Here is a 24,421-nt window from a genome sequence, read left to right as displayed (position 1 = left end):
ATGCGTTTGGTGATTGATATGCAAGGTGCGCAAAGCTCAGAACGCCGCAAACGTGGTATTGGTCGTTATGCGTTGTCCTTTACCGAAGCCTTGATTCAACAAGCCGCGCAGCATGAAGTGATTCTGCTGTTAAACGGCGCTTTCCCAGAAAGCATTCCGCTGATTAAGGCACAATTTGATGCTTATCTGCAGCCACATCAATATCGGATCTGGTTTACCCATCACGATATCGCGGCCTTTAACCCGGAGAATCAGGCCCATCGCCAAGCCGCAGCCTTAATTCGAGAAAGAGTTATCCTGGAGCTCAATCCAGATTGGGTGGTGATTACTAGTCTATTTGAAGGCTTTATCGACAATACCGTCGTCACAGTTTCCCAATCTAGCACTATTGAGACTGCCGTTATTCTGTATGACTTGATTCCGTTGCGGTATCCCAATATCTATCTGAGTGTGCCGGAAAATCAACGCTGGTACCATGAACAACTCCTCGAACTAAAAAAAGCCGATTTGCTTTTGGCGATATCGAACTCCTCCGCGCAAGAGGCCATTGAGCAGATGGATTATCCCGCAGAGAAAATAGTCACCATTTCATCGGCCAGCACTGATTTTTTTCAGCCGATTACGGTTAGTGAGGAACAACGCCATAAGCTGCAAAAGCAGTACGGCATTACCGAGCCGTTTATGATGTACACCGGTGGCAACGATTGGCGGAAAAACATCGAAGGTCTGGTGCGTGCCTATTGCTTGCTCAGTGCCGAGTTGCAAAATCAATATTTGCTGGTGATTGTCTGCAAAATGTCCGACGCTGATCAAAAGCGTTTTCGCGACATGGCGCAGCAATTAGGTACTCAACCCGAACGAATTCTGTTTACCGGTTACGTCAGCGATGCCGATTTATTAGTCTTGTACAATCTTGCTGAGCTGTTTGTTTTCCCGAGCTGGCACGAAGGTTTTGGCTTGCCCGTATTAGAGGCGATGCAGTGCCATACCGCCACTATTGTTTCTAACTGCTCCAGTTTGCCGGAGGTCATCGACTTTCCTGCTGCACTGTTTGACCCGCATTCACCCGAAAGCATTGCAGCAAAAATCACCGAAGTTCTTACCAACCCCGATTTCAAGACAGAGCTGATTGTCCATAGCCAGCAACAAGTAAAAAAATTCAGCTGGGAGCAAACTGCCCAGCGTGCTCTGCAAAAACTTGAAGCGGTGCCAATCGTACCCACTGCCAAAGCACCGGCAAATGCGCCAAGCTTCAAGCCCAAGTTGGCCTATTTTTCACCTCTGCCACCGGCACAGAGTGGTATCAGTGACTACAGCGCCGAACTGCTGCAAAATCTTGTGAATCATTATCACATCCATTTAATTACCGACGCAGAAATTCTGGACGAATGCGTGTTGCCCTCTGCCTGTCAAGTGGTAGACATTGAGCATTTTAAGAAATATTTTCTACATTACGATCGCGTGCTCTATCACTTCGGCAACTCGCACTTTCATGAAGCTTATTTTGACCTATTGCGCCATTACCCCGGAGTTGTTGTGCTACACGATTTTTATCTCTCCGGCCCTCAGGCACTGAGTGAAAAGCTAGGGTTACGGCATAATGCGTTTTATCAAGCCTTGTATGAAAGCCATGGCTATACCGCGCTGTTGGAGCGGTTAGCCGGCGCGGATGAACACGGCCTAATGATGAAATACCCCTGTAACTATCCAGTGTTAGCCCAGGCTTTGGGTGTGATTGTGCATTCGCATTACGCCATGCAGTTGGCCAAGCAGTGGTATGGAGATTTTAAAGCCAACTTTTTCCAGCAGATTCCGTTATTGCGCCAACCGGCAAAAATTCTCGGCGCTCAGGACAAAATAGCGCTCAAAAACCAGTATGGCTTTGCCGCAGAGAGTCTAGTGATTTGTAGCTTTGGTTTTTTGAATAAAACGAAGCTGAATCATTTTTTGTTGGATGCATTTTTAGCCTCCGAATTGCGCAACAATCCTCAAGTTCATCTCGTCTTTGTCGGGAAAAATCCGCTGGATGAAAATGGTCAAACGTTGCAGGACAAAATTCAGCGTGCCAATCTGGGGCAGAGGATTAAAATTACCGGCTGGACCGAGGCACAAACCTATCAAGATTACTTGTGCATCAGCGATATGGCTGTGCAGTTGAGAACCTTGTCGCGCGGGGAAACCTCGGCGGCCGTTTTGGATTGTATGAATTACGGTATTGCCACTATTGTCAATGCCAACGGCAGCATGGCTGAACTTGATCCGCAAGCGGTTAGACTACTACCCGATTTGCTCACTGACCAAGCGCTTATCGAAGCGCTTGAGCAACTGGCGGACAATCCGGAATTGCGTCATAAACTTGGCCAGGCCGCACAAAACAGAATTAGAACGAGCCATAACCCCGAAAGTTGCGCACAAAAATATGCACAGGCTATAGAAGACTTCTACGTGCACAATCCACCGCTCTCGCAATGGCTGGAATCGCTAAAAAACACATTGCACTTGTTTAACGAAAGCCAACAATTGGCTTTGGCCGATGCCGTTACCAACAGTTTGCCGCGTCGCCCGGCTCAACCAAGGCTTTTTTTAGATGTCACCGCCACCTATCAGCAAGACCACAAAACCGGAATTGAGCGGGTGGTTAAAGCCCTCATTACCGAGTTGATTCAGGTCAAAGACTTAGTGCATCGAATTGAACCTGTTTATCTGACACAGCATGGCGCGGCATGGCAATACCGTTATGCAACTGGCTTTACCCTCAATCTATTTGGTCACATCCCGTCGCCGTTAGCTGAAACCGTGGTTGATGCTCAAACCGGTGACCTTTTGGTGATATTGGATATTTCTGGCACGCCTTTTATCGAAGCTGCCAACTCTAGTTTATACCGCTATTACCAAAACTTAGGCGTGGAAGTTACAACGGTTCTATACGATCTTCTACCCCTGCAGTTACCAGAAGTTTTTCCACCGGCCTTTAGTGCCATGTATGAAAATTGGCTACAAGCAGCTACCAAAACCGATCATGTTTTGGCCATTTCCCAAAGTGTTGCAGAAGACTTTGATATATGGCTTGAAAACCAACCTAAACTGGGGGCGTTACCTACCATCGATTACTGGCACTTGGGTGCCAACGCGTCACTAGAAGAGCAAGTTATATCATCGGTTTTAAGCCGTGAAAAGTATTTAGATCGGTTGCCGCCGGACGGAGTGACTTTTCTAATGATCGGTACCATTGAGCCGCGTAAAGCCCACCTGCAAGTACTGCAAGCCTTTGATTTATTGTGGCAAGCGGGTAGGGCTGTCAACCTGATTGTAGTGGGGCGTGAAGGTTGGCGAGAAGCCGCCAGTTCGCAAAAACGTAATCTACCGGAAATCATTCACGCCCTGAGCCAGCATTCTCAGCGCAATGAGCGCTTTTTTTGGTTGGATAATGCGGATGATGATTTATTACAAGCGTTGTATCAGCACGCAGATGCATTGATTTTTGCTTCTTATGGCGAAGGGTTTGGTTTGCCTTTAATTGAAGCCGCCCAGTATCGGCTTCCAATTATTGCACGCGATCTCAAGGTCTTTCGAGAGGTAGCAGGAGCATCTGCGTTTTATTTTCCTGATCGAAAAGATGCAGATGTGCTCAGTCAAGCCATCCATGAGTGGATCGAGCTCTACCAAAAGCACCAACACCCCTGTTCATCAGCGCTGCCATACTTGACTTGGCAGGAAAGTGCTTTGCGCTTTTACGCTAAGTTAGACTCCTGTTCAAAATCTCATGGCAAATCGTGTAAAATGCCTGCTATTTTAAAGACGTAAAATAATTGAGTTAGCATGACAAAAAAAGCGATTATCACTGGCATTACTGGCCAGGACGGGGCCTATTTAGCGCAGTTATTGTTAGAGAAAGGCTATCAGGTATTTGGTACCTATCGCCGCACCAGTTCGGTGAATTTTTGGCGAATCGAAGATTTAGAGATTGCGTTACACCCCAATCTTAAGTTAGTGGAGTTCGATTTAACAGATCAAGCAAATGCCATTCGTTTAGTGGCGCAGATCCAGCCGGATGAAATCTACAACCTCGCCGCGCAAAGCTTTGTCGGCGTCTCTTTTGAACAGCCTTTAGCCACCGCGCACATCACAGGATTGGGCTGTGTCCATTTGCTTGAAGCCATTCGTATTGTTAATCCTAAAATACGGTTTTATCAAGCCTCTACTTCCGAGATGTTTGGACTGGTCCAACAGGTGCCGCAAACTGAAGCTACACCATTTTATCCGCGCAGTCCGTATGGCGTCGCCAAGTTGTATGCGCATTGGATGTGCGTCAATTACCGTGAATCTTATGGTATGTTTGCTTCTAGTGGCATCTTGTTCAATCATGAGTCTCCGCTCAGAGGTAAAGAATTTGTAACCCGTAAGATCACTGATGCAGTTGCCAAAATTTATCTAGGGCAGCTAGATTGTCTAGAGCTCGGTAATTTGGATGCCAAGCGTGACTGGGGCTTTGCCAAAGAGTATGTTGAGGGGATGTGGCGAATGCTACAGGCGGAGCAATCCGATACCTATGTGCTGGCCACTAACCGTACCGAAACTGTGCGCGACTTTGTACGTTTGGCGTTTAAAGCCGTTAATATCGAATTGGAATTCTCCGGGCAGGGAGAGAACGAAATTGCAAAAGACCAAGTGACCGGAAAAATACTGGTGCGGGTTAATCCGAGGTTTTACCGCCCAGCCGAAGTTGATCTGCTGATCGGTAACCCGCAAAAGGCACTAGAGCAGTTGGGCTGGCAACCAAAAACCACCCTAGAGCAACTCTGTACAATGATGGTTCAAGCTGACATCCAGCGTAATCAAACTGGACGCTCTTTTTAATGGCTAAGAGGATTCTCATCACAGGGGCGTATGGCTTTACAGGTGTACATTTAAGTCAGCATTTGGCAAAAAATGGCTATCAGATTTTGTCGTTGCAGGCCGATATCACTGATTCATCTGCGATTTCTGCCGAGATATCAACGCTAACACAAGATGAACCGATTGATTATGTGCTGCATTTAGCCGCCATCAGCTTTGTTGCCCATAGTGATGCTCTCGATTTTTATCGGGTGAATGTTTTAGGTAGCGAAAACCTACTCAAAGCGCTCTTTCAGCTCAAAACGGCACCTAAAAAAGTTATCCTAGCAAGTTCGGCCGCAGTTTACGGTAGTCATCACGGGAAAGAATTGCTGGAAGAGTCGCTTTGCCCACGTCCGCAAAATCATTATGGGTATTCTAAGTTAGCGATGGAACTCCTAGCGCAAACTTATAAAGATAAATTGCCCATTCTCATCACCAGACCGTTTAATTACACGGGCGCTGGTCAGGCTGAAAGTTTTGTTATTCCCAAGCTGATTAAACATTTTGTGGAAAAAGCAGAGGTAATTGAGTTGGGTAATTTGCAAGTTTGGCGTGAATTTAACGATGTGGCAGATATTTGCGTCTGGTATCAACAGTTGATGGAGAATCCAGAGGCTTTGGGTATAGTTAATCTGTGCAGTGAGAGGCTTGTCTCACTGCAAGAGGTGTTGTTGCAGTTGACAAAACTCACCGGTCATCAACCGCGAATTGAAGTGAATCCTGCGTTTGTCCGTGCCAATGAGTTGCCACGACTTGGTGGGAGTGCCCAAAAATTAAAGCAATGGATAAAACCGACTGAGGTGCGCTCGCTACAGCAGACATTGGGGGGGCTCCTGCAGTCTAGAACAACTGCGCCCAACTGATCGCTACGGTAGTGTTTTGCCAACTGTTTAAATTTATCTTGTGATTTTTATCATCATATTGCAGCTTAACTGCCCAACGATGCTGAGCGCTTTGACTTAAGGTGTATTCTATTCCAAGACTGTGCCATTGATAAGTATCCCGCTGGTGTTGATAGAAAAACGGATTATAAGCCTCTTGGTCATGACCATATTCAAACTGATAGGTTAAGCTGAGTTCTTGTTGCGTTAATTCATATTTAAAACGAACGCTTTCAGTAATCCCGCCGGCTCGGGTTTCCAGCGGCTCATCTAATCCCAGGCTTACGCCAAAATGATGGATTGAGTTACCCTTTTGCCACCAATCTGATATACCCAAATTTGCGATTTGGCGATCATTCTGACGTCGTAACCCCCAGTCGAACGGTAAAAAATGTCCGCTGTATAGAATGCCATTAAGCTTCCTGCTGTTTGCATAGTGATAGAGCGTAATGCTTTGCGTGCGCCAACGTAAACTGGAACGAATAAGCAGGCTACTTTCCAAGTCAGTATGACTATACTGAGTGGTTTCCAGCGCGGTAGAGAGCATCCAATCTTGATTGTCCGGTAGATAATGATGAAGCAGTGTCGTACTAACAAAAAAGCTTTCTCGTTGTTGGCTACCTTCATCCAAACTTAAATAAAACGCCTCACCGTTGTCGAGTGAAAAGGTTAAGAAATCCAAGTTGGTGCCTCGGTTGGCGTTGGATTCATAACCACTCTCCATTACGACAAGTAGTTTTTGTTGATTAACCATTTTATTTTGATGAGTCTTTAAAGACTGACGAAACTCTTCAATTTGCACACGTAACTGTTCATTCAGCGTCTCCAGTGACCAGGTCTGTTCAATAATTTGCAAATAAGCCTGAGCCGATGCCAAATCGCCGCTTTGTGCATAAGCTTTTGCTAAAGCCAGATAAAGTGCCGCGCTTTCACCTTCATTGAACAGACGCTGTTCCAATTGATTAATTTCCGGCAGGTCGGCTGACGCTGGGAGGCTATAAGTTGCCCCCAATCCCAACAAGCTCAAGAAACTAATGTATACAAACTGACGCATTGCTGCTTTCCTTTTAATTGGCAGTCATCTACCCATTTGGTTAGTACGCCCGATTCCATAGCCGTTTCCTTCGAGAGTAAAATTGAGTAGCCATAAACTCTAGTTTGCCTCTCAATTCTCGCGGCAATATTCACCGTATCGCCCAATGCACTATATGCATGACGGAAATCGGAACCCATATTACCAACAATCGCTTCACCGGTATGAATACCAATGCCGAAGCCAAGGTCAGGAAACTGCGAGGCCATTTTATTACACATCGCAATGGCCGCCAAAACCGCATTGTGCGCTTGGTTTTCATCCGTCAGCGGGGCACCCCAAAACGCCATAATCGAATCGCCCATGTATTTATCAATTGTGCCTTGGTGTTCCAAAATGATCGGTGTCAGTGCGTTAAAAATGGAACGGGTAAATTGCGTCAATTCACGTGGATCACTTTGCTCGGCAAGCTGAGTAAACGCCTTCAAGTCCATAAACATTACAGTGATTTTACGGCGTTCTCCCTGTTCTAAATGTTCAAACTCACCTTCAATCAGCTTTTGCAATACGCTAGGCGGCACATAGGGTTTAAACATTGCCTCAATTTGCTGGCTGCGTTGCGCATGAAATTGATAGCGTTGAAAAATCAACCAACTTATCTGGCCAGCAAACAATACCAACCATGGACTAAAATCCCAATGTACGCCTAAAAACACAAACTGCCATAGATTCATAAGCCATAACAGACCCAAAGCCAGTGCCATTAAGCCAAACAAACTAATCGAGCCTAAACGGTGTGCCAAAAGAATCAGCAACAAGGTCCAGAGAGTGAAGCCTAGTGCGGTCAGCTCACGTTCCCGTGCAGGAGGGGTTATCCATCGTTGGCTCAAAGCCGCGTTTAGTAAATAGGCTTGTAAATAAACACTTGGCAGTTGATTAGCAATCGGTGTGGAAACCAGGTCACTTACTCCAACCGCTGTTGCGCCCACCAATACCAGAGAGTTAGTTAAGAGATTTGGCGGAACGCTTCCTTCAAGGATATCCTTTGCAGAGACGACTGGAATCTGCTCAAAAGGAAAGTCATACGGAATTAATACAGAAGCTTGTCGGGAGGGGGGGGGGAGTAGTTCGATCCAATCAATGTAGGCATGGCGTGCATCCAAAAGGTCGTATAGCATGGCCAAAGTCAGTTGTGGATACAGCTGATTTTCAGCCTTTATAAATAGAGGGACACGGCGAATTTTGCCATCACTGTCTAATTCAGTATTCAGATGCCCGCTCAAACGTTCGATTTTGGCCATTTCATAAAACAAACCGATCCAACCTTTAGCTTGATAAGGCAAAGCCAGTTGGCTTTGCAGCCAATCTTTCAAATCTTCTGTTTTAATTCCACGATTCAAATAGCCTGAATATACCGGTTCATGCAGATTAAAGGCAACGCCAGGTGTTATCGCTTGGGTTGCAAAAAGGGTTGTCAGAGCATAATCCTGCTCAAGAGAACCGTTTTCCGGCAGCATAAGATTCAAGCCAATGGCGGTTGCTTGATAGTCATTCATGATAAGTTTTAACAGATGTTGCAATTGTTCCCTGGGCCAGGGCCAATGGCCAAAAGCCTGTAAACTTGGTTCATCAATCGCTACGACCACGATGGGGGCAGAAAAATGTGCAGTGGAACTACGTAGCGGAACTTTCAGGTCATACAGGCTTTGCTGCAAAGGGGGGAGTGGCAAGCTAAACGCCAGTACTGCCAGCGCAATTAAGGTCAGTTTACTCTTGAATCCACGCACTGCTGCCGAGCACCTTATGATTGTCGTTTAAGGTTTTTTCAAATAGCAAGCCTGCTTGGCTTAGATCCCGATTAATGGCGCCGGATATCCTCGAGTTACTATCGCTGAAACGTAAAAAACCTATGTTATCAAGAGTGCCCGTGCCACTGATTTGAGTGCTCAGACTGTTAGAGCTTACCTTAAAGGCTGTACTAAAGGTACGATCAGTGAAATTTACACTAAAGCTCGGCTCAGAAAGTTGCGCGGTTTCAATGCGATTGTCAACCAGACTGAAAGCCTGATAGCGATCCAGTTTGAACGCCAACTGACCGGTTTTGGGTAGCTCTGGGTCTTTATTGGGCAAAAACAGTCCAAAGAACTGATTAATAGACACCACGCGCCAATCGCTGTTCAAGTATGGCGTCATCGAAATAAATAAACGATCCAATACGGGCTGGTAGCTGCTCCAGTGCCCCCATCCTATCTCAGGTGTGCGGCTCTCGACGGGTTGTGTAGGTAAGTTTCCGGCATCCGCCAAAAACAATGCCTTGTGATGGATGTCTGTCAGATACAAATCAGGATTTTGCAGGGCGTTTTCGATGTCGATTAGGAATGCGCGCTCGTGCTGATTGCTGATTTCCAGTACGTGCGAGTCGCCCTCAAACAGTTCAACCAACTTAGGGGTGTTGCATACTCCAAAGGCTTCAGGCTTGCAGTTTTCGTCAAAAGGGGATACACCAACGCCGCCAGAGCTCACATAAACACGCGTTTTTTTATCGGTTGTATAGACAGTGTAGTCGGTACCCCGAATACCAATTGCAGAAATCGGCGTGTTCATCCGGAAGCCTTCTTTGTTCTGTTTGCCCGCTTCGCCGGTAACACTGCGCGCTACGCCTTTTTCCAGATAAAGTTTAACGCGGTTGTTTTGAGGGTTTTTCGGGTCATAAAGATAGGTTTCCACGGTTAACACAGTATTGGGGCGCAAACTCAGTTTTGCACCATCGATAAAGCGAATGTGTACATGGCCGTTATTGCCAGTCGTAATGGTTTGGCCCACTTCAATCAATTGGCCTTTTTTGACGGAGGTTTCCCCTACCGAAAAAGCCACTACGCCCGCTTCTGCCATTACCGAATAGGAGGTGAGCCATAACAGCAAAAACAACGATAATCGATAATGAAACATCTACTTTTTAACCTCTACACAGCACATTATTAACCTTTCTGGCCAATGCGTTTGTCTTCGACGTCCATTGGTTTAATACAAAACATTTTTTGTTCTGCCTCGTAGTAAATGCGTAAATGCCCAAGCTTTTGCAATTGGGTGATTGTGCGTGATACTGTTTCACGGCTTAAATTAACCATGTTGGCAATCTCTTCATGAGTCAGCATTTTACCATGGACTTCTCCATGCAAGTTGGGATTGCCCTGGGCACTCAAAAAATAGATTACACGCCCCATGCTTTTGGCGCTGAGCATACGGATTTTTTCATTGCTTTTTCGGAGAGTGTTGGCAAGTTTGTGCAAAACAATCTGATTAAAGGCCGCGTGATTTTGTAGTAGGCGCTGGGCTAACGGGCTTGGAATCAGCAGCAAGATACTGGGTTCCACTGTTTCCACATTTACTGAGGAGGGGATTTGATCAATTACCGATAATTCGCCAAAAAAATCGCCCTTATTTAAAAAAGCAAAGGCCGTTTCTTTGTTTTCAAAATCAAAGCTATATATTCTTAGACGCCCTTCAAAGATCACAAAAATACCTTGTGCGACAGCGTTCTGCTTAATAATCGTCAAGCCTTTTTGGAATTCAAACGCCTTAATCTGAGGAGCCAGCGATTGTAGCTCGGGCTGAGTAAAGACGCTAAAAAGCGTAATGTTTTTTAAACGGCTGTAAGGTATATCCACAAAAATTCCTACTTTAGTATGGAAAATGATAATTCTGTTGTCTGCTAATTCTGAAAATGTCTAAAGAAGAACCGTACTGCGGCGCACAATTCTAAAATTAGCGGCATCGCTTAAGCATTAAATCTAATTTAAATAGAAAAAAGACCCTTTTTTGTGACAAATATCACTGAAATACCTAAAGAGGTTGTGCAATAATCGCCATCGTGTAGTTTTTAATCAGCTCGCACAACGAGTAACTTGATCAAGTTATTAATAAAGTAAATTACGCACAAGCGTTCGCCAACCAATCATTATTGCAATGAAGGGTCTAAGACGCAATTTCAAAATTAAGTCCACTCAATAGGAGATTATCGAATGGCTTTAACAACTCAACAACAATCAGATCTGATCAGCGTCTACATCGCCGCGTTTGACCGCGCGCCAGATGCTGATGGTTTGGATTTCTGGGCTAACTCTATTATCAGCGGCGTTAACCCAACAGTAACTGACGTAGCTAACGCTATCTTCAATGACCAAAGCATTGCCGAAGTAAACGCAAACTACTCTGATGCGCTGACCAACGAGCAGTTTGTCACTAAAATCTATCAAAACGTTTTCAATCGTGAGCCTGATGCCGAAGGCTTGGCTTTCTGGGCGGGTGCCATGAATAACGGCATTAACTCACGCGGCGAAACTGTGGTTGAGATGTTCAAGTCACTGAGCAACCCAGGATCAGAAGCTGACAAAGCCGTATTTGATAACAAAGTGGCTGTGGGTGAGTATTTCGCTATTGAAGTCGGTTCGAACGATGTAGCGCTTGCAGAGCAAGTGATGGAAAACATTACTGGAGATTCAGCATCAGTTGACACAGCTAAAGCGACAATCGATGGCGTTGATGCAGTTGGTGAAGATTTCACGTTGACTACCAGTGCGACCGATGATGTACAAGGTACTTCTGCTAACGATTTGATCGTGGGTCAGGCGACCGATTCAGTTCAGCCTACTGCCGCGAATACATTGCATGCGTCTGACGTTATTGACGGTGGTGAAGGAACGGATACGCTTCGTGTAACTGCGGATGGTGAAGATGCGGCCGTAACCGGTTTTGTTATGTCTAACGTTGAAGAGATGGATGTTCGCTCATACGGTGACAGCGTCACGTTGGGTATGGTTAACGTTTCTGGCCTGGAAAAGGTTTACTCTACTACCAGTACTGGTGATATCACTCTAAATACAGTACAGAATCTGGTTGACTTGGATCTGACGGGTAACGGCGCAACCGCGATTGACGTGGCTGTTAACTACGTGGATGATGTAGTTGCTGGTGATGAAACACAAAATATCATGGTTGACCGTTTTGAAGGTGATGTAAACGTTGAAGGTGTTGAGAATGTCAATATTACTTCATCTGACCGTGCCTCTGATATGACAATTGATGGCGATGAGCTAAATGATGTTGTGATTGATGGTGATGCCAACCTTACTCTAGGTGTTGATACGACTGTTCAAACAGTTGATGCGTCTGCGCTGGAAGCGCAATTAGTCTTAACTGCTTCAATCGGTGATGACTCTGTTGTAACCGGTACGGCAAATAACGATACTTTGAACATTTCGACAGATGGTTCAACTACGCATACAATCGATGCCGGTGAAGGTAATAACGTCATTAACTTGTCTGAAGATAGTGCTGGATCAATTGATATCACAGCGGGTTCTGGTAACGACGACATCAATGTGGATAATGCTGACAATGAAACTTTCACTATCGCCGCTGGCGACGGTACGAACACTGTAGATATGGATTTTGACTCAGCAGACGCTGATGTCACTATTACAACAGGAACTGGTGTTGATGCTGTGACACTGACAGGCGCTCAAGTTGCGGCTCTAGACGTTTCTATGGGGGATTCTGACGATACCATCAATCTTTCAGCTATGACTAACAACCTAGAAGATGGTGAAGATGACGGTATGGGTTACACCATTGACGGTGGTGAAGGCACTGACCGTATTATCGTTTCTGATATCGAGTTGGCAGATGCACCTGCAGGTGTTGGTTTGACGGCAGCATTCGCTAACATCACTAACATGGAAGTGTTGGAAGACAATAGCGCTGCATACGCAGGTACACTGGACGGTATCGATTCAGGTGCGAATGCCGCAGGCATCCACACTTATGACTTTACTGGTACGTCAATGGATAGCGATGTTGCTTTGACCAATGTTATGACTGCCGAAGTAAATGTGCTGATGGATCTGGATGAAGATGCTGAGGACGGCTATAACATTACCGTATCTCAAGAAGATTCTGCTGCGGATATCGCCAACGTTGAATTTGCTTTAGGCGCTACGCCTGCATTAGCTGCGGCTGGTACTTATGCAATCAATGACCTAGACTTTGATACGTCTGAAACGGTAAACATCTCTCTAGTTGACGCATTCCTTGACGAGAATTTGGTCACAGAAGGTTTGGATGACAATGATGACATCATCACTGTTACAACTTTGACTTCTGACGGTGAAGCCGATGTTTCTGACGATCTAACGACATTAAATATTTCTGGTGACATCAACTTCACTGTTGCTTCAGTCGATGCCGTTAACTTGGCAACGGTTGATGCTTCTGGTATGACGCATTCTCTAGATATCACTTTGACTGATGTTGCGGCAGCAATTTCTGTAACAGGTGGTTCTGATGACGACACTATCGTTCAAAATGATACGGCGTCTGCTTTGACTGCTATGGGTGGTGCTGGTGCTGATACCATCACAGGTTCAGATATGGCTGACTTCATCTACGGTGAAGCCGGTGATGACATCATCGACGGTGGTGCTGGTAACGATACGCTAGACGGTGGTGACGGTAACGATGACATCACGGCTGGTGCGGGTATCGAAACCATCTCTGGTGGCGCTGGTGACGACATCATTCGTTTTGATGGTGCACAATTAACTTCTGCAGATACCATTGACGGTGGTGACGGTACGGATACGGTAGTTGCTAATGCAACTGAAGTTGTGGGTAACGATGCATTCTTCTACAAGTGGTCGAATGTTGAAGTACTTGATCTAGCTGCTGCTGGTGTTGACGATATCGAATTGAATGCGATTGCTAACGACGCTGGCCTGGATAAGATTATCCTAAGTGGCGGTGGTGACGATGTGATTACAGTAGGTGAAGGTTACCTGCGTGACCTAACTGTTGAGCTGGGTGCAGCTGGTGATGTCGATGTTGATGGTTCTGCAAGTGCCTTTACATTAACAGTACAAGGCGAAGCGGCTATGTTCACAGCTGCTGATGCCCTAGCAGGCGGTACGGGTTCAAATGATGTGATCAATGTTTGGACTGACGCTGGTGCGGCAGTATTCGGTGCTAACGTTTCTGGTTTTGAAACGATTCTGGTAACAGATGAAGACGCTACTGCTGCTGAATCAGTTTCTGTAACCACTTCTGATGAAATGCTTGCGGCTTCTGCAACTTTGACAGTTAACGCGTCATCATTGGTTGTTGGTAATGACTTCACATTTGATGGTTCAGCTGAACAGGACGGTTCATTCAACATCACCTCAGGTGCTGGTGATGATGACATTACTGGTGGTGACTTAGCCGATACAATCAACGCAGGTTCTGGTGATAACACGGTAGACGGTGGTGCTGGTAATGACTCAATCACTACTGGTGCTGGTGATGATGACATTACTGGTGGTGCTGGTAATGACACAATCGTTGCAGGTGACGGTGCTAACACTATCACAGGTGGCGAAGGCATCGATACTATGACCGGTGGTGCTGGTGTGGATACCTATGTATTCACTGCGGTGACTGAGTCACAAGGTGTTACAATGGATATCATCACTAACTTTGGTGCAAGCGATATTATTGACCTAAGTCTGCTTGCTGGTGATATGACAACACCTGTATACGTAGGTGAAGCAGAAGGTTACGGTGCTGTATTGACAAGCTTGACCATCGGTAATACCAATGTGGTTCTTGATAACACAACCAGTATTCTGTACGTTGATATCGATGCGTCAGGTACACTTGATGATGCTGATATGGCAATCAAGCTAACGGGTGTGACAGATCTGGATGATGCTGGTGCAAACTTCGTATTTGCATAATAGCTTTATCTTAGACTTGTCTAAGATGTCTTAAGATAGCCTAGTTCGCTAGGCTTGACTTAGGTCAAAGTCAAACCCAAACCCCTCAAGGTTCGTCCTGAGGGGTTTTTTATAAGCACATTTTGTTAAAGTGTGTTTCTGAAAAACAAAGGGAGCTTTTGTGTGAAAGTATTTAATGTGTTGAATGCACGGCAAGTTGAGCAACTCCGTGAGTTTATTAACGGTTTGCAGTTTGAGGATGGTAAGGCGACCGCACGCGGCAGTGCCAGAGAAATAAAGGAGAACTTCCAAATATTGGAGACCAATCCACAAGCACAGCCGCTTTTTAATGACATTCGTAAGTTATTTATGGGACATGACGCCCTTGCCGGTTACACTTTTGCTAAAGAGATTGTGAGTCCTCGTGTCGCGAGTTATAAGCAGGGGGGCTATTACGGTTGGCATGTCGATATGGCTATCATGAACCGAAAACGAACGGATATGAGTTTCACTCTGGCTTTAACAGATGACTATGAGGGTGGAGAACTCGAATTTGACTATGGTGAATATAAGACCAAAGTTCGCTTAAAAAAAGGGCAGATGGTAGTTTATCCAACCGGTGTTTTGCATCAGGTTAACCCAGTCATCAGCGGTGAGCGATTGGTTATTGTTGGATGGGTGCAAAGCATAATTCCTAACCAAGCAGACCGGGAAGCTATCATTAGATTCACAAGTGAAATTCAGCGACTAAAACAGTTGGTGGAGACACCGAGTGAATTGAATCAATTGAGTTATTTACTGCAGTATTTTAAAAGAAAGTTGGCAAATGGATAAATCGTTCCAAGATCTTCCTTTGGAAGATTGGATGGGACGGCTAATCATGCTGGATTGCAAGTAGGCAAGCGTTTATTTGCTATTCTGTTTAGTTCGCATTCACAGTTTATTAATCAATCTTTACGAATTCTTTTCGATCAATGAGTAGAAAGTAGAAAAAGGATAACCTCTTTTCTCTATACATTTCTCTCTATATTAGAAGCCTTATGCGCTAGGTTCATATTTGGGCGTTTTGCTTAAGGCGGGATAAATTATGGTACCAAGTGCCAAGATGACCAGTCATATTACACAGTTTTGCTTACAAGTCGAAAAGTTATTGAGTCAAAATCGTCTTAATGAAGCGCATACGCTCTTAAAGACGGCGATTGAAAAATTTCCCAATCAGTTTGTGTTTTATAGGTTGCAGGGAAAGCTTTTATTACGACTAGAGGATTCAGACGGTGCTTTGCAATCGTTTGAGCATGCCGTTGTGTTGTCCCCTGGTTCCCTGCAAGAGCAATGGAGTTTGGCGGTAATGCTTTTGCAGCTGGGGTGTTTGCCGGATGCGCAACAACATTTCAGAGAGGCGTTGCAATGTCGATTGCAGAATCGCTATGAAGCCGCTTATGCGAAGGTTCCTGCGATTCGTTTTAATCCTGAACTGGGAAAAGAGGTTTTAGATAAAATATTAGGCCTGTTCGCCAAGAACGGGCTTCATGCGTTTGCAACCTCGGGAACGCTGCTTGCAATGGTGCGAGATGGGGCGTTATTTACTTACGATAAGGATTTAGATATCGGCCTTCCATTTGAGGAGCTTAGGGCGGCTGCCGCTATATTAGAAAAACTAGGCTGGAAGCGACAAGAAGGGGTAAAAAATTTAGTCAATCCGTTGCTATGTGGAACCCAAAACTGGATGTCGTCGTCGATCTTTATGGTTTCACCTTCGATAAGGGCAATCAGAAAATCTTAAGTGGGTTTTGGTACGAGTCTGTTGATCACCCTTGGAGTCGTGTGACCGAGTTCCCCATATTTACTCTTAATTATGATGAGAGCGCCGAAAAGCCTTGTTGGTCTGTAGCCGAGCCATCATATATTCTGAAGGCTTTATATGGCATGGATTGGCAAACCCCACAGCCTGATTTTGATACGGTGATTGCAGCTTGCAATTTGCGTGAATTCTCTTTACTGACAGAGTGCTTTGCTTATTCCCGTATTTTGACTAACTGGCAATGCGGTAATATTAGTAAGACTGTTTCACTTGCAAAGTTTACGTTGCATTATCTTCCTGAAGACAAGTTATTGAGTTTGCTTGTTAATCATTTGAAGGGCATCCCCAAAAAGGGTGAGCTTTTAGGTTGCGTTAATCAAGTTAATGATAAAAGTGGAGGCTTGGCATTAGGTGTTTTTGATTTATTTCATATAGGGCATCTGCGTTATTTGAAGTATGCTCGCGAGCAAGTTGATTGTTTAACCGTGGCTGTTATCAGTGACAGAGTTTGCCAAAAACAAAAAGGCAAAATGCCGGTTATTCCTCAGGCGCATCGTGTTGAAATTATTAAAGCCCTGCGTTGTGTAGATCAAGTTGACGTGATGGATGTTTCAACTGAGTTGGAACCACAAAAAATGGTCAGTTGGGTTGTGTCACTTAAAGTTAATACGATTATTGTCGTAGGAATGTGGCGGGACTCAGAGCGCTGGATCCGCTTAACGGCCCTCTTCAAAGCAAAAGGTATTCATGTATGTTTTGCGCCAGCTACGGACACGGTCTCGAGTACTAGTATTGTTGCGCGTATCAAAAACCGCTAGCAGGCATTGAAATACTCGGTTGATAGCCTTTTCTTTCTTGCGGCTGTCGACTAGTTTGTACAAAGCTTCATTGCTTAAAATGCTTTAAAAGTGATAAAGAGAATGAGCAAGTTCAGTTAAGCAAGGTTTCATAGTCAAATGGGCGTGATTTTTTGTTCAAGAGGGCACGGCGGACATTCCTTAAGCTTTTTACATTAACATTCAAAAGTGTTAGGATTGGCTATTTTTTGAATGATATGAAATTTCATAAATTGCCAAAAGCAAAGCCTCTATTGTTTAGAGGCTTTGCTTTTTTGGGGATGAAAATAAATTGAGTAAAAATATATGACGGAATTTGTTGCACTTTCAAAAGCTGGGCATTCAGGGTTTGGATATGCGCCGGATAAACCGTTTTCTTTTGCCGGGAACTGGTCTTTTATTGCGTTGTCTCAGGCTGAGTTGGGCAGTGTGCTGCCGCTTTACCCGATTTGTTTTCAGAAAAATGAGAACGGGATTCAAATCGGTATGCCAACCGGCTTGGGTGGGGTGAATTGTTTGGTACATCCTCAAAATGGTCGTTTTTTGTTGCCTTATGCGCCAGCTATTTTGCGCAAGTACCCTTATGATTTGATTAAGCCGGCCGATGGTGAGCCGGTTTTATGTGCATTTGCTGCAGAAAAGGGGTTTGCCAAGGGGCGTGGAGAGGCGATTATTGATGATGAGAATGAGTTGACTGAAAAAGGCAAGGCACTTTTGCGTTTTTTGCAAAATCTGAATGCTTCTTTTGAACAGACAACCAAAGCGTGTTCTCAACTGGCGGCGTTTGGATTATTGGTGCCCCTCTTATTTCAATATAAAGATCCTCAAAACGGTGAGTTGAAAACAGCGCGTGAAGACCTATTTAGGGTGGATGAACATAAACTCAATCGACTGGATGCAGAGCAGTTGCAGACTTTGATGTCGGTTGGAGCCATGTCTTTGATTTATGCGCATCTTTTCAGTTTGCAACATTTGAGGCGTGTTTCGGAGGCGACTCAGAATTTTGCGAAGCTCAAGCAGCAGAGGGCAACAAGGATTGAAAATCTGGATGCTTTTTTTGGCGAAGAGGCCAGTGACGTTTTAAAGTTTGAATAGTTTGCGGATGGTTGGAATTAATTCCGATTTGAATCTTATCTGCCAATTCCATATTAAAATTAAGATGAAAGACGTATGAAATTAAACCAGCCGTTTGGGGTAATGATATTTGTTGCCGGGTTTGTTTGGGCCCCTACGTTACAGGCTGCGCCTGTAACGTTGCTGGAAGCCATTAAATTGACTTTGGGTCAGAATGATGACTTGGCCGCCAAACAGGCTCAGTTGCAGGCCGATGCGGAGAGCGTAAATCAGGCGTGGGCCGCTGTGAAGCCAAATGTGAGTTTTCAATACAGTCGCGGCTATTCTGAGTATTCAAACAGTTTTTCGGATAAGCTAGACAATCATTACAATCGAGGCACTTTGTCGATGGTTCAACCGCTTTATTCATTAAAGCGTTTCAGAAATATTGATAAAGCCGAGGTTTCTGTTGAGGCAGCCGAGTTGCAGTTTCGTCTTGATGAGCAAACCAAGACGCTGGAGCTGGCAGAGGCATTTTTGGATTTGTCGAAATACAACAAGTTACTGATACTGTCTGAAAGCGAGTTGGCGGATCATCGACTTCGTCTTGAGCGCCTGGAGGCCATGCTGGAACGCGGCTTGGCCACCAAAATGGATTTGCTGGAAGCGCGTGCGCGTTTTGATGAAATTAATTCGTTTCTAGTACAAAACCAAAACGAGGTGAAGATTCGCCAGAAGCGTTTGGAGCATCTTCTGGGACAGCCCGTGGAGAGTGTGGTTTCTCTTGATGAAACCCTTTGGGAGCGTGCGCGTCTGATTTTATCGCGTAATGATTGGCCGCAAAGTGCCTTGCAAAACGCGTTAAGTGTGAGCGTGGCTGAGCGGCAATATGAACTTGCGCGGCAGGAGGTGGGTGTTCAGAAGGCGGAACATTGGCCGGAGGTGAGTTTGCGTCTTGAGGCTGGTGAAACCGATTCTTATGAAACCAGTATTAAGGATGATCGCAAAGTGCAGTTGGAGATGGTTGTGCCGCTTTATCAGGGGGGGGGTACCCAGTCTAAAGTCACGGCTGCTCAGAAAATGATGCTAAGTAGAGAGCATTTGCTTAATGACCGCAAACGCTTTATTAAGGTGAAGCTTGAAGAGGTGCTGGCGCGCTTATATGGTTCAATGGCCAATATTTTGGCATTACAGCAGAGTAAAGCATCTAACGAAGCTTATCTTGAAGCTGCTCAGAAGGGTATGAACTATGGGTTGCGGGGCGTTTTTGATGTGCTGGAGGCAAAAGCCAATTTATACAGTGCACAACGTCAATTGACAACCGAGATTTATAACAACTTGATGGCACAGTTTGAGTTTTTGTATTTGATAGGCCGACTGGATGCTAATTCGGTAGAGCGTTATTTAAAACAGCCTTTTACAGTTGAAAATTGGTGATAATTAAAACGTAACCGTGTGGTACGGTAAGGCTGGTTGGCTGTTTTGACAACCGGCCGTTAGAAATGAATTGGAACATAGGCAGAGAATGGCGAAGGATATTCAAAAAACAGAATTACAGAAAGCACTCTTATCGGCGAGAAGGGCTTTTTTGTCGGCGGGTTTTTTTAGTTTGTTTATTAACTTGCTGATGTTGGTGCCGGCGCTGTATATGTTGCAGTTATACGACCGTGTACTCACCAGCCGCAGTGAAGACACGCTGTATATGCTTACCCTTATTGTTGTGGTTCTGTTTATTACCATGGGCTTGCTGGAGTTTGTGCGCTCGCGTATTTTGATTCGTGTTGGGAATCACATGGATCAGTATCTCAATGAAAATTTGTTTTCATCCATGTTTAAGCGCGCTATTAATGAGCCGGGGCAGGGGAGTCCGCAACCCATTAACGATATGACAAGTTTGCGCCAGTTTTTGACTGGCAATGGACTTTTTGCGTTTTTTGATGCGCCGTGGTTGCCTATCTATATTGCAATCTTGTTTCTTTTTCACCCTTATTTCGGAGCCTTTGCGCTCATTGCAGTGGTGATTTTGTTTTCTTTAACGCTGGCCAACGAGTATGCCACCAAGACATTACTGGCAGAGGCAAATACAGAAAATTTGCAGTCAAGTAATTATGCCGCGTCTTGTCTTAAGAATGCCGAAGTTGTGGCTGCTATGGGTATGGAGCAGCACCTGCGTCAAAAGTGGTTTGAGAAGCACATGAGCTTTTTGAGCAAACAGTCCAAGGCGAGTGACCGTGCCAGTGTGTTGTCTAATCTTTCTAAAACCCTTCGGCTGATGTTCCAGTCCTTGATTCTGGGGCTTGGGGGGTATTTAGCTATTCAAAGCGAAATTACCCCGGGGATGATGATTGCAGGTTCGATTATTTTGGGACGTGCCCTGGCACCACTGGATCTAATGATTGGTTCTTGGAAAGGCTTTGGCCAGGCCAGAAGTGCGTATGGTCGTCTTGATGGCTTGTTTGAAGCCTATCCCGTCAAGCCCAAAAATATGGCATTGCCGGCTCCCGAAGGGAGGTTACAGGCGGAGAGTATTATGGTTATGCCCCCTGGTGCCAAAGCGCCTTCTGTAAAGGGGGTGTCGTTTTCTTTGGAAAAAGGGGATATGGTTGCGATTATCGGTCCCAGTGGAGCTGGTAAGTCCTCTTTGGCGCGGGCATTACTGGGGGTGTGGCCGTTGATGGCAGGGAAGGTTCGCCTGGATGGGGCAGATATTCATGCCTGGGATAAAGAGGATTTAGGGAAATATATTGGCTATCTGCCCCAGGATATAGAGTTGTTCAACGGCACGGTTAGTGAAAATATCGCCCGCTTTGGCGAGTTGGATCCTATTAAGGTGGTGGAAGCCGCTAAGCTGGCTGGTGTGCATGAGATGATTCTACGTCTTCCAAACGGGTACGATACTGTATTGCTGGGCAACGCAGGCGGGCTTTCTGGTGGACAGCGTCAGAGAATTGGCTTGGCACGAGCACTGTATGATGGTCCTAAACTGATTATTCTGGATGAACCGAACTCCAATTTGGATGATCAAGGTGAAAAGGCACTTGGCGAGGCGTTAGATCACCTCAAACAGGCCGGTATTACCGCTGTGTTGATATCACATCGCAAACAGATTCTTAAGCATGTTGACAAGGTGTTGCTAATGGCTCAGGGACAATTGCGTGGCTTTGGGCCTCGCGATGATGTATTGAGTGCGTTGCAAAATGGGCAGTTATCATTGAGTGATCAAAAGTAAAGGTTTATTAATGTCACAGGAATTAATTCAGGCTCAATCGGCAACCTCCCGGACAGACACAGTCCAATCCCTAGGAAAGCAGGATATTGAGAGTTTTTCAATTGTGGAGCAAAAGGCGTTGCCGTCGATAAGTAGTGAGCATCGCGGTTATACCCGTTTGGGATTGTTGATTCTCTTTGTTGTTTTTGTGGTGTTTGGTGGCTGGGCGGCCATTGCTCCCTTGAATAGTGCTTCGGTGGCGGCTGGCGAAGTGATGGTGGTTTCCAACAACCGTGTCGTGCAGCATTATGAAGGCGGAATGGTTTCTGAGATTCTGGTGCAAGAGGGGGATGAGGTATCTGCGGGTCAGGTTTTATTGCGTCTTTCTCCAACTCAGGCTCAGGCTGAGTTGTCGATGGTGCAATCTCGTTTAAATGAGGTTTTGGGGCTTGAGGCGCGTTTGAAGGCCGAAAGAGGTATGGCGGCTAAAATCGAGTTTCCGGTAGCATTATTGCAGTTTAAAGGGGATGCCCACGTAAATGAAGTTTTGCTTGGTCAGCAGGAGGTCTTTACTGCGCGCCAGGAGGCGCTGAACGGTGAGCTGCGAATTTACGCGCAACGCATTGAGGCATTGAAGGAACAGATTGGTGGTTTGACATCGGTTATCAGAACCCTTGATGAGCGCATTGCCTCTTATGCTCTTGAGGTGGCAGATTGGGAGGCGCTCTACCGCGAACAATTTGCCGACAAAATCCGCTTGCAGGAAATGCAGCGAGAATTGGCACGTTTAAAGGGGGAGCGTGATAGCCATCGTTCGGAAATCGCACGTCTTAAGGTCGAGATAGCGGAAACGGAATCTCAGCAGATTCTACAAAAGCAGCAATTTCTTGAAGAGGTGGTTTCTGAACTGAGAAAGGCGCAATCGGAAAAAGCCGATTTGGAATCCCGCAAGGTAGCGCTGGCTGACCGATTGCAGCGAATTGAAATTGTAGCACCGGTGGATGGGCGGGTTAACGGACTGACGGTATTTACAGTGGGTGAGGTGGTGCAACCTGGAAAAACATTGATGGAGGTCGTGCCTGCCTCGAAGGACTATGCTGTTCGTGCCAGAGTCTCTACAACAGATATTGATCGTGTTTACGCGGGTTTGATTGCAGATGTCCGGTTTTCCGCATTTAGCAGTCAAACTACTCATGTTATCGAGGGTAAAGTCATCAATGTGTCGGCGGATAAGTTTATCGATCAAAAAAGCGGGATGGAGTACTTTGAAGCCAAGGTCATCGTGACACCTGATGGTGTCAAACAGATGGAGAAGGATGGACTTTTCCTTTTGCCAGGTATGCCGGCTGAGGTCATGATCAAAACGGGTGAAAGAACCCTTTTGGATTATTTCTTGAAGCCCTTCAAGGATATGTTTGCCCGTTCATTTAATGAAGATTAATCTGGTCTCTGAAAACTTTATAATCTAAGGCGAGTTGGTTTTCGACTCGCCTTTTTTATTTGGGGAATGAAAGTATAGCTTTAGCTGGATTTATCAGCAGTTTTTTTGATTGGATAGGAAATTGAGCTCTATGGCGTTTAACAAGATTGATATCAAGCGCAGGCTGCCAGGTACTGTATGGTTGTTTCGCGTATTGGATTTGCTTCTGCCGGCGGGTGTGCTCTATGCAATAGTGATGGTGTTGGCGCTACCAATTACGCAGGCTTATGTGTGGTTGGCTGTCTTCGGTAGTGCATTTTTCTTAATCCTTGCGCAGCTATTTGGCGTTTACCGCGCATGGAAAGGGCATGAATTAGCACTTAGTTCGAAGCTCATTTTGAAGGCATGGTTTTTGGCCTGGACAGGCCTGATTATCGCGGCATTTCTTTTGCAGGAAAGTCACGAGTTGCCTAGACCAGTTATTTTAGCTTGGGCACTAGTGACGCCTGTCTTACTGATGGCGTATCGGTTGATAATGCAGTTGCTTTTGAATGGATTGAGTCAGAGGCGCGAGAACGTCAGGAATGTTGCGATTATAGGTGCTGGCAAGGTTGGGTTGACATTGGCAGAGCGTATCAATCGCAAGCCTGGATTGGGCTATAGAGTAATTGCCTTTTATGATGATAATCCCGAGCTGTGGGGACGCTTTCTCGGGCGGATTCCTGTACGAGAAGCTACCGAAAGACTGCAAGAAGAAATCGAGCAACTACGTATAAATGAGATTTATATCTGTTTGCCGTTACAGGAAGAAGCCAAAATCAAGCAGCTTTTGGATGTTTTAGCCAATACAACGGTCGTTGTTAAATTCGTACCTGATTTGTTTTCATTTGATTTGATGCATGCACGTTGGATTGATATAGACGGCATTCCAATTATTTCAGTTTTTGATACGCCATTGAATTCTTTGTCATCTAGAATAGTAAAGCGTATTGAAGATATTACATTGGCGTTTCTTTTTTTAATTTTGTTTAGTCCGTTATTGGTGATGATAGCCTTTGCAATCAAGTTTTCTTCAAGTGGTCCGGTTATATTTAAGCAGACACGTTATGGTCTAAATGGACAGCGTATTAATGTCTATAAATTCCGTTCAATGGTCTGCATGGAAAACAGCGAGCATATTCAGCAGGCTAGACTGAAGGATCCCCGAATTACACCCTTGGGGCGATTTCTCAGAAAAACCAGTCTGGATGAATTGCCGCAGTTTGTGAACGTACTGCAAGGTAAGATGTCTATAGTCGGACCACGTCCACATGCTGTGGCGCATAACGAGCAGTATCGCAAATTGGTGCCTAAGTATATGCAACGTCATTTGGTAAAGCCTGGTATCACTGGCTGGGCACAAGTGAATGGTTGGCGTGGTGAAACAGATACGATTGAAAAGATGGAAAAACGGGTAGAGTTTGATCTGCACTATATTAAAAATTGGTCAATATGGTTTGATGTTAAAATTATCTTTATGACTTTGTTCAAAGGCTTCTGGCATAAAAATGCGCGTTAAACGTT

Annotated in this window: 16 protein-coding genes; 12 read left to right on the top strand and 4 right to left on the bottom strand. The window is 45.3% G+C overall.

Annotated features, from left to right (window positions below; translation table 11 throughout):
- From HZ297_RS02945 to HZ297_RS02935, 3 genes are read left to right on the top strand one after another with little or no spacing between them, the layout of a single operon-like run.
- A complete protein-coding gene (locus HZ297_RS02945; protein WP_178861475.1) occupies window positions 1-3,804 on the top strand; it encodes a glycosyltransferase in 3,804 nt (1,267 codons plus the stop codon).
- A 15-nt stretch (window positions 3,805-3,819) separates the two neighbouring features.
- Entirely contained in the window at window positions 3,820-4,857 is a 1,038-nt protein-coding gene (gmd, locus tag HZ297_RS02940; protein WP_178861474.1) for a GDP-mannose 4,6-dehydratase, read from the top strand.
- A complete protein-coding gene (locus tag HZ297_RS02935; RefSeq protein ID WP_178861473.1) occupies window positions 4,857-5,741 on the top strand; it encodes an NAD-dependent epimerase/dehydratase family protein in 885 nt (294 codons plus the stop codon). Before gmd ends, HZ297_RS02935 begins: the two co-directional genes overlap by 1 nt.
- Here HZ297_RS02935 and HZ297_RS02930 read toward each other — a convergent pair.
- Genes HZ297_RS02930 through HZ297_RS02915 form a run of 4 tightly spaced genes read right to left on the bottom strand, consistent with a single transcriptional unit; the run spans window position 5,719 to window position 10,460 of the window.
- Window positions 5,719-6,813 carry a hypothetical protein gene (locus HZ297_RS02930; RefSeq protein ID WP_178861472.1) on the bottom strand — a complete coding sequence of 365 codons (1,095 nt, stop codon included), beginning with the start codon at window positions 6,811-6,813 and terminating at the stop codon, window positions 5,719-5,721. The genes HZ297_RS02935 and HZ297_RS02930 overlap by 23 nt on opposite strands.
- Complete coding sequence (locus HZ297_RS02925) at window positions 6,783-8,579, bottom strand: CHASE2 domain-containing protein (protein ID WP_178861471.1); 1,797 nt, start codon at window positions 8,577-8,579, stop codon at window positions 6,783-6,785. The genes HZ297_RS02930 and HZ297_RS02925 overlap by 31 nt, the downstream gene beginning before the upstream one ends.
- The gene (locus HZ297_RS02920) at window positions 8,560-9,741 is read right to left on the bottom strand and encodes a FecR family protein (RefSeq protein WP_178861470.1); all 1,182 of its coding nucleotides are present in this window, start codon (window positions 9,739-9,741) and stop codon (window positions 8,560-8,562) included. Before HZ297_RS02920 ends, HZ297_RS02925 begins: the two co-directional genes overlap by 20 nt.
- A gap of 29 nt (window positions 9,742-9,770) precedes the next feature.
- Window positions 9,771-10,460 carry a cyclic nucleotide-binding domain-containing protein gene (locus HZ297_RS02915; RefSeq protein ID WP_178861469.1) on the bottom strand — a complete coding sequence of 230 codons (690 nt, stop codon included), beginning with the start codon at window positions 10,458-10,460 and terminating at the stop codon, window positions 9,771-9,773.
- A 354-nt stretch (window positions 10,461-10,814) separates the two neighbouring features.
- On the opposite strand from HZ297_RS02915, the gene HZ297_RS02910 reads away from it, so the two are divergent.
- The 9 genes from HZ297_RS02910 to HZ297_RS02870 all read left to right on the top strand — a co-directional run bounded on the left by HZ297_RS02910 (window position 10,815) and on the right by HZ297_RS02870 (window position 24,416).
- Window positions 10,815-14,561, top strand: coding sequence for a DUF4214 domain-containing protein (locus HZ297_RS02910; protein WP_178861468.1), 3,747 nt, complete (start codon window positions 10,815-10,817; stop codon window positions 14,559-14,561).
- Between the two features lie 162 nt (window positions 14,562-14,723).
- On the top strand, window positions 14,724-15,374 hold the full coding sequence (locus HZ297_RS02905) for a Fe2+-dependent dioxygenase (protein ID WP_178861467.1): 651 nt from the start codon (window positions 14,724-14,726) through the stop codon (window positions 15,372-15,374).
- Window positions 15,375-15,645: 271 nt separating this feature from the next.
- Window positions 15,646-16,323 carry a tetratricopeptide repeat protein gene (locus HZ297_RS02900; RefSeq protein ID WP_178861466.1) on the top strand — a complete coding sequence of 226 codons (678 nt, stop codon included), beginning with the start codon at window positions 15,646-15,648 and terminating at the stop codon, window positions 16,321-16,323.
- 41 nt (window positions 16,324-16,364) lie between these two features.
- Window positions 16,365-17,159, top strand: coding sequence for an adenylyltransferase/cytidyltransferase family protein (locus HZ297_RS02895; RefSeq protein ID WP_178861465.1), 795 nt, complete (start codon window positions 16,365-16,367; stop codon window positions 17,157-17,159).
- Between the two features lie 324 nt (window positions 17,160-17,483).
- Window positions 17,484-18,272: a SapC family protein gene (locus HZ297_RS02890; RefSeq protein WP_178861464.1), complete on the top strand. Its 789-nt coding sequence runs from the start codon at window positions 17,484-17,486 to the stop codon at window positions 18,270-18,272.
- 75 nt (window positions 18,273-18,347) lie between these two features.
- Window positions 18,348-19,667 (top strand): TolC family outer membrane protein, encoded by a 1,320-nt coding sequence (locus tag HZ297_RS02885; protein ID WP_178861463.1) that lies wholly within the window; start codon window positions 18,348-18,350, stop codon window positions 19,665-19,667.
- A gap of 88 nt (window positions 19,668-19,755) precedes the next feature.
- A complete protein-coding gene (locus HZ297_RS02880; RefSeq protein WP_178861462.1) occupies window positions 19,756-21,459 on the top strand; it encodes a type I secretion system permease/ATPase in 1,704 nt (567 codons plus the stop codon).
- A gap of 10 nt (window positions 21,460-21,469) precedes the next feature.
- A complete protein-coding gene (locus tag HZ297_RS02875; protein WP_178861461.1) occupies window positions 21,470-22,879 on the top strand; it encodes an HlyD family type I secretion periplasmic adaptor subunit in 1,410 nt (469 codons plus the stop codon).
- A gap of 130 nt (window positions 22,880-23,009) precedes the next feature.
- Entirely contained in the window at window positions 23,010-24,416 is a 1,407-nt protein-coding gene (locus tag HZ297_RS02870) for an undecaprenyl-phosphate glucose phosphotransferase (protein WP_281357375.1), read from the top strand.
- Window positions 24,417-24,421 lie beyond the last annotated feature (5 nt).

It is taken from the genome of Thiomicrorhabdus cannonii (genome assembly GCF_013391695.1).
Taxonomy (GTDB): Bacteria; Pseudomonadota; Gammaproteobacteria; order Thiomicrospirales; family Thiomicrospiraceae; genus Thiomicrorhabdus; species Thiomicrorhabdus cannonii.
This window is presented reverse-complemented; position numbering and strand designations above follow the sequence as displayed.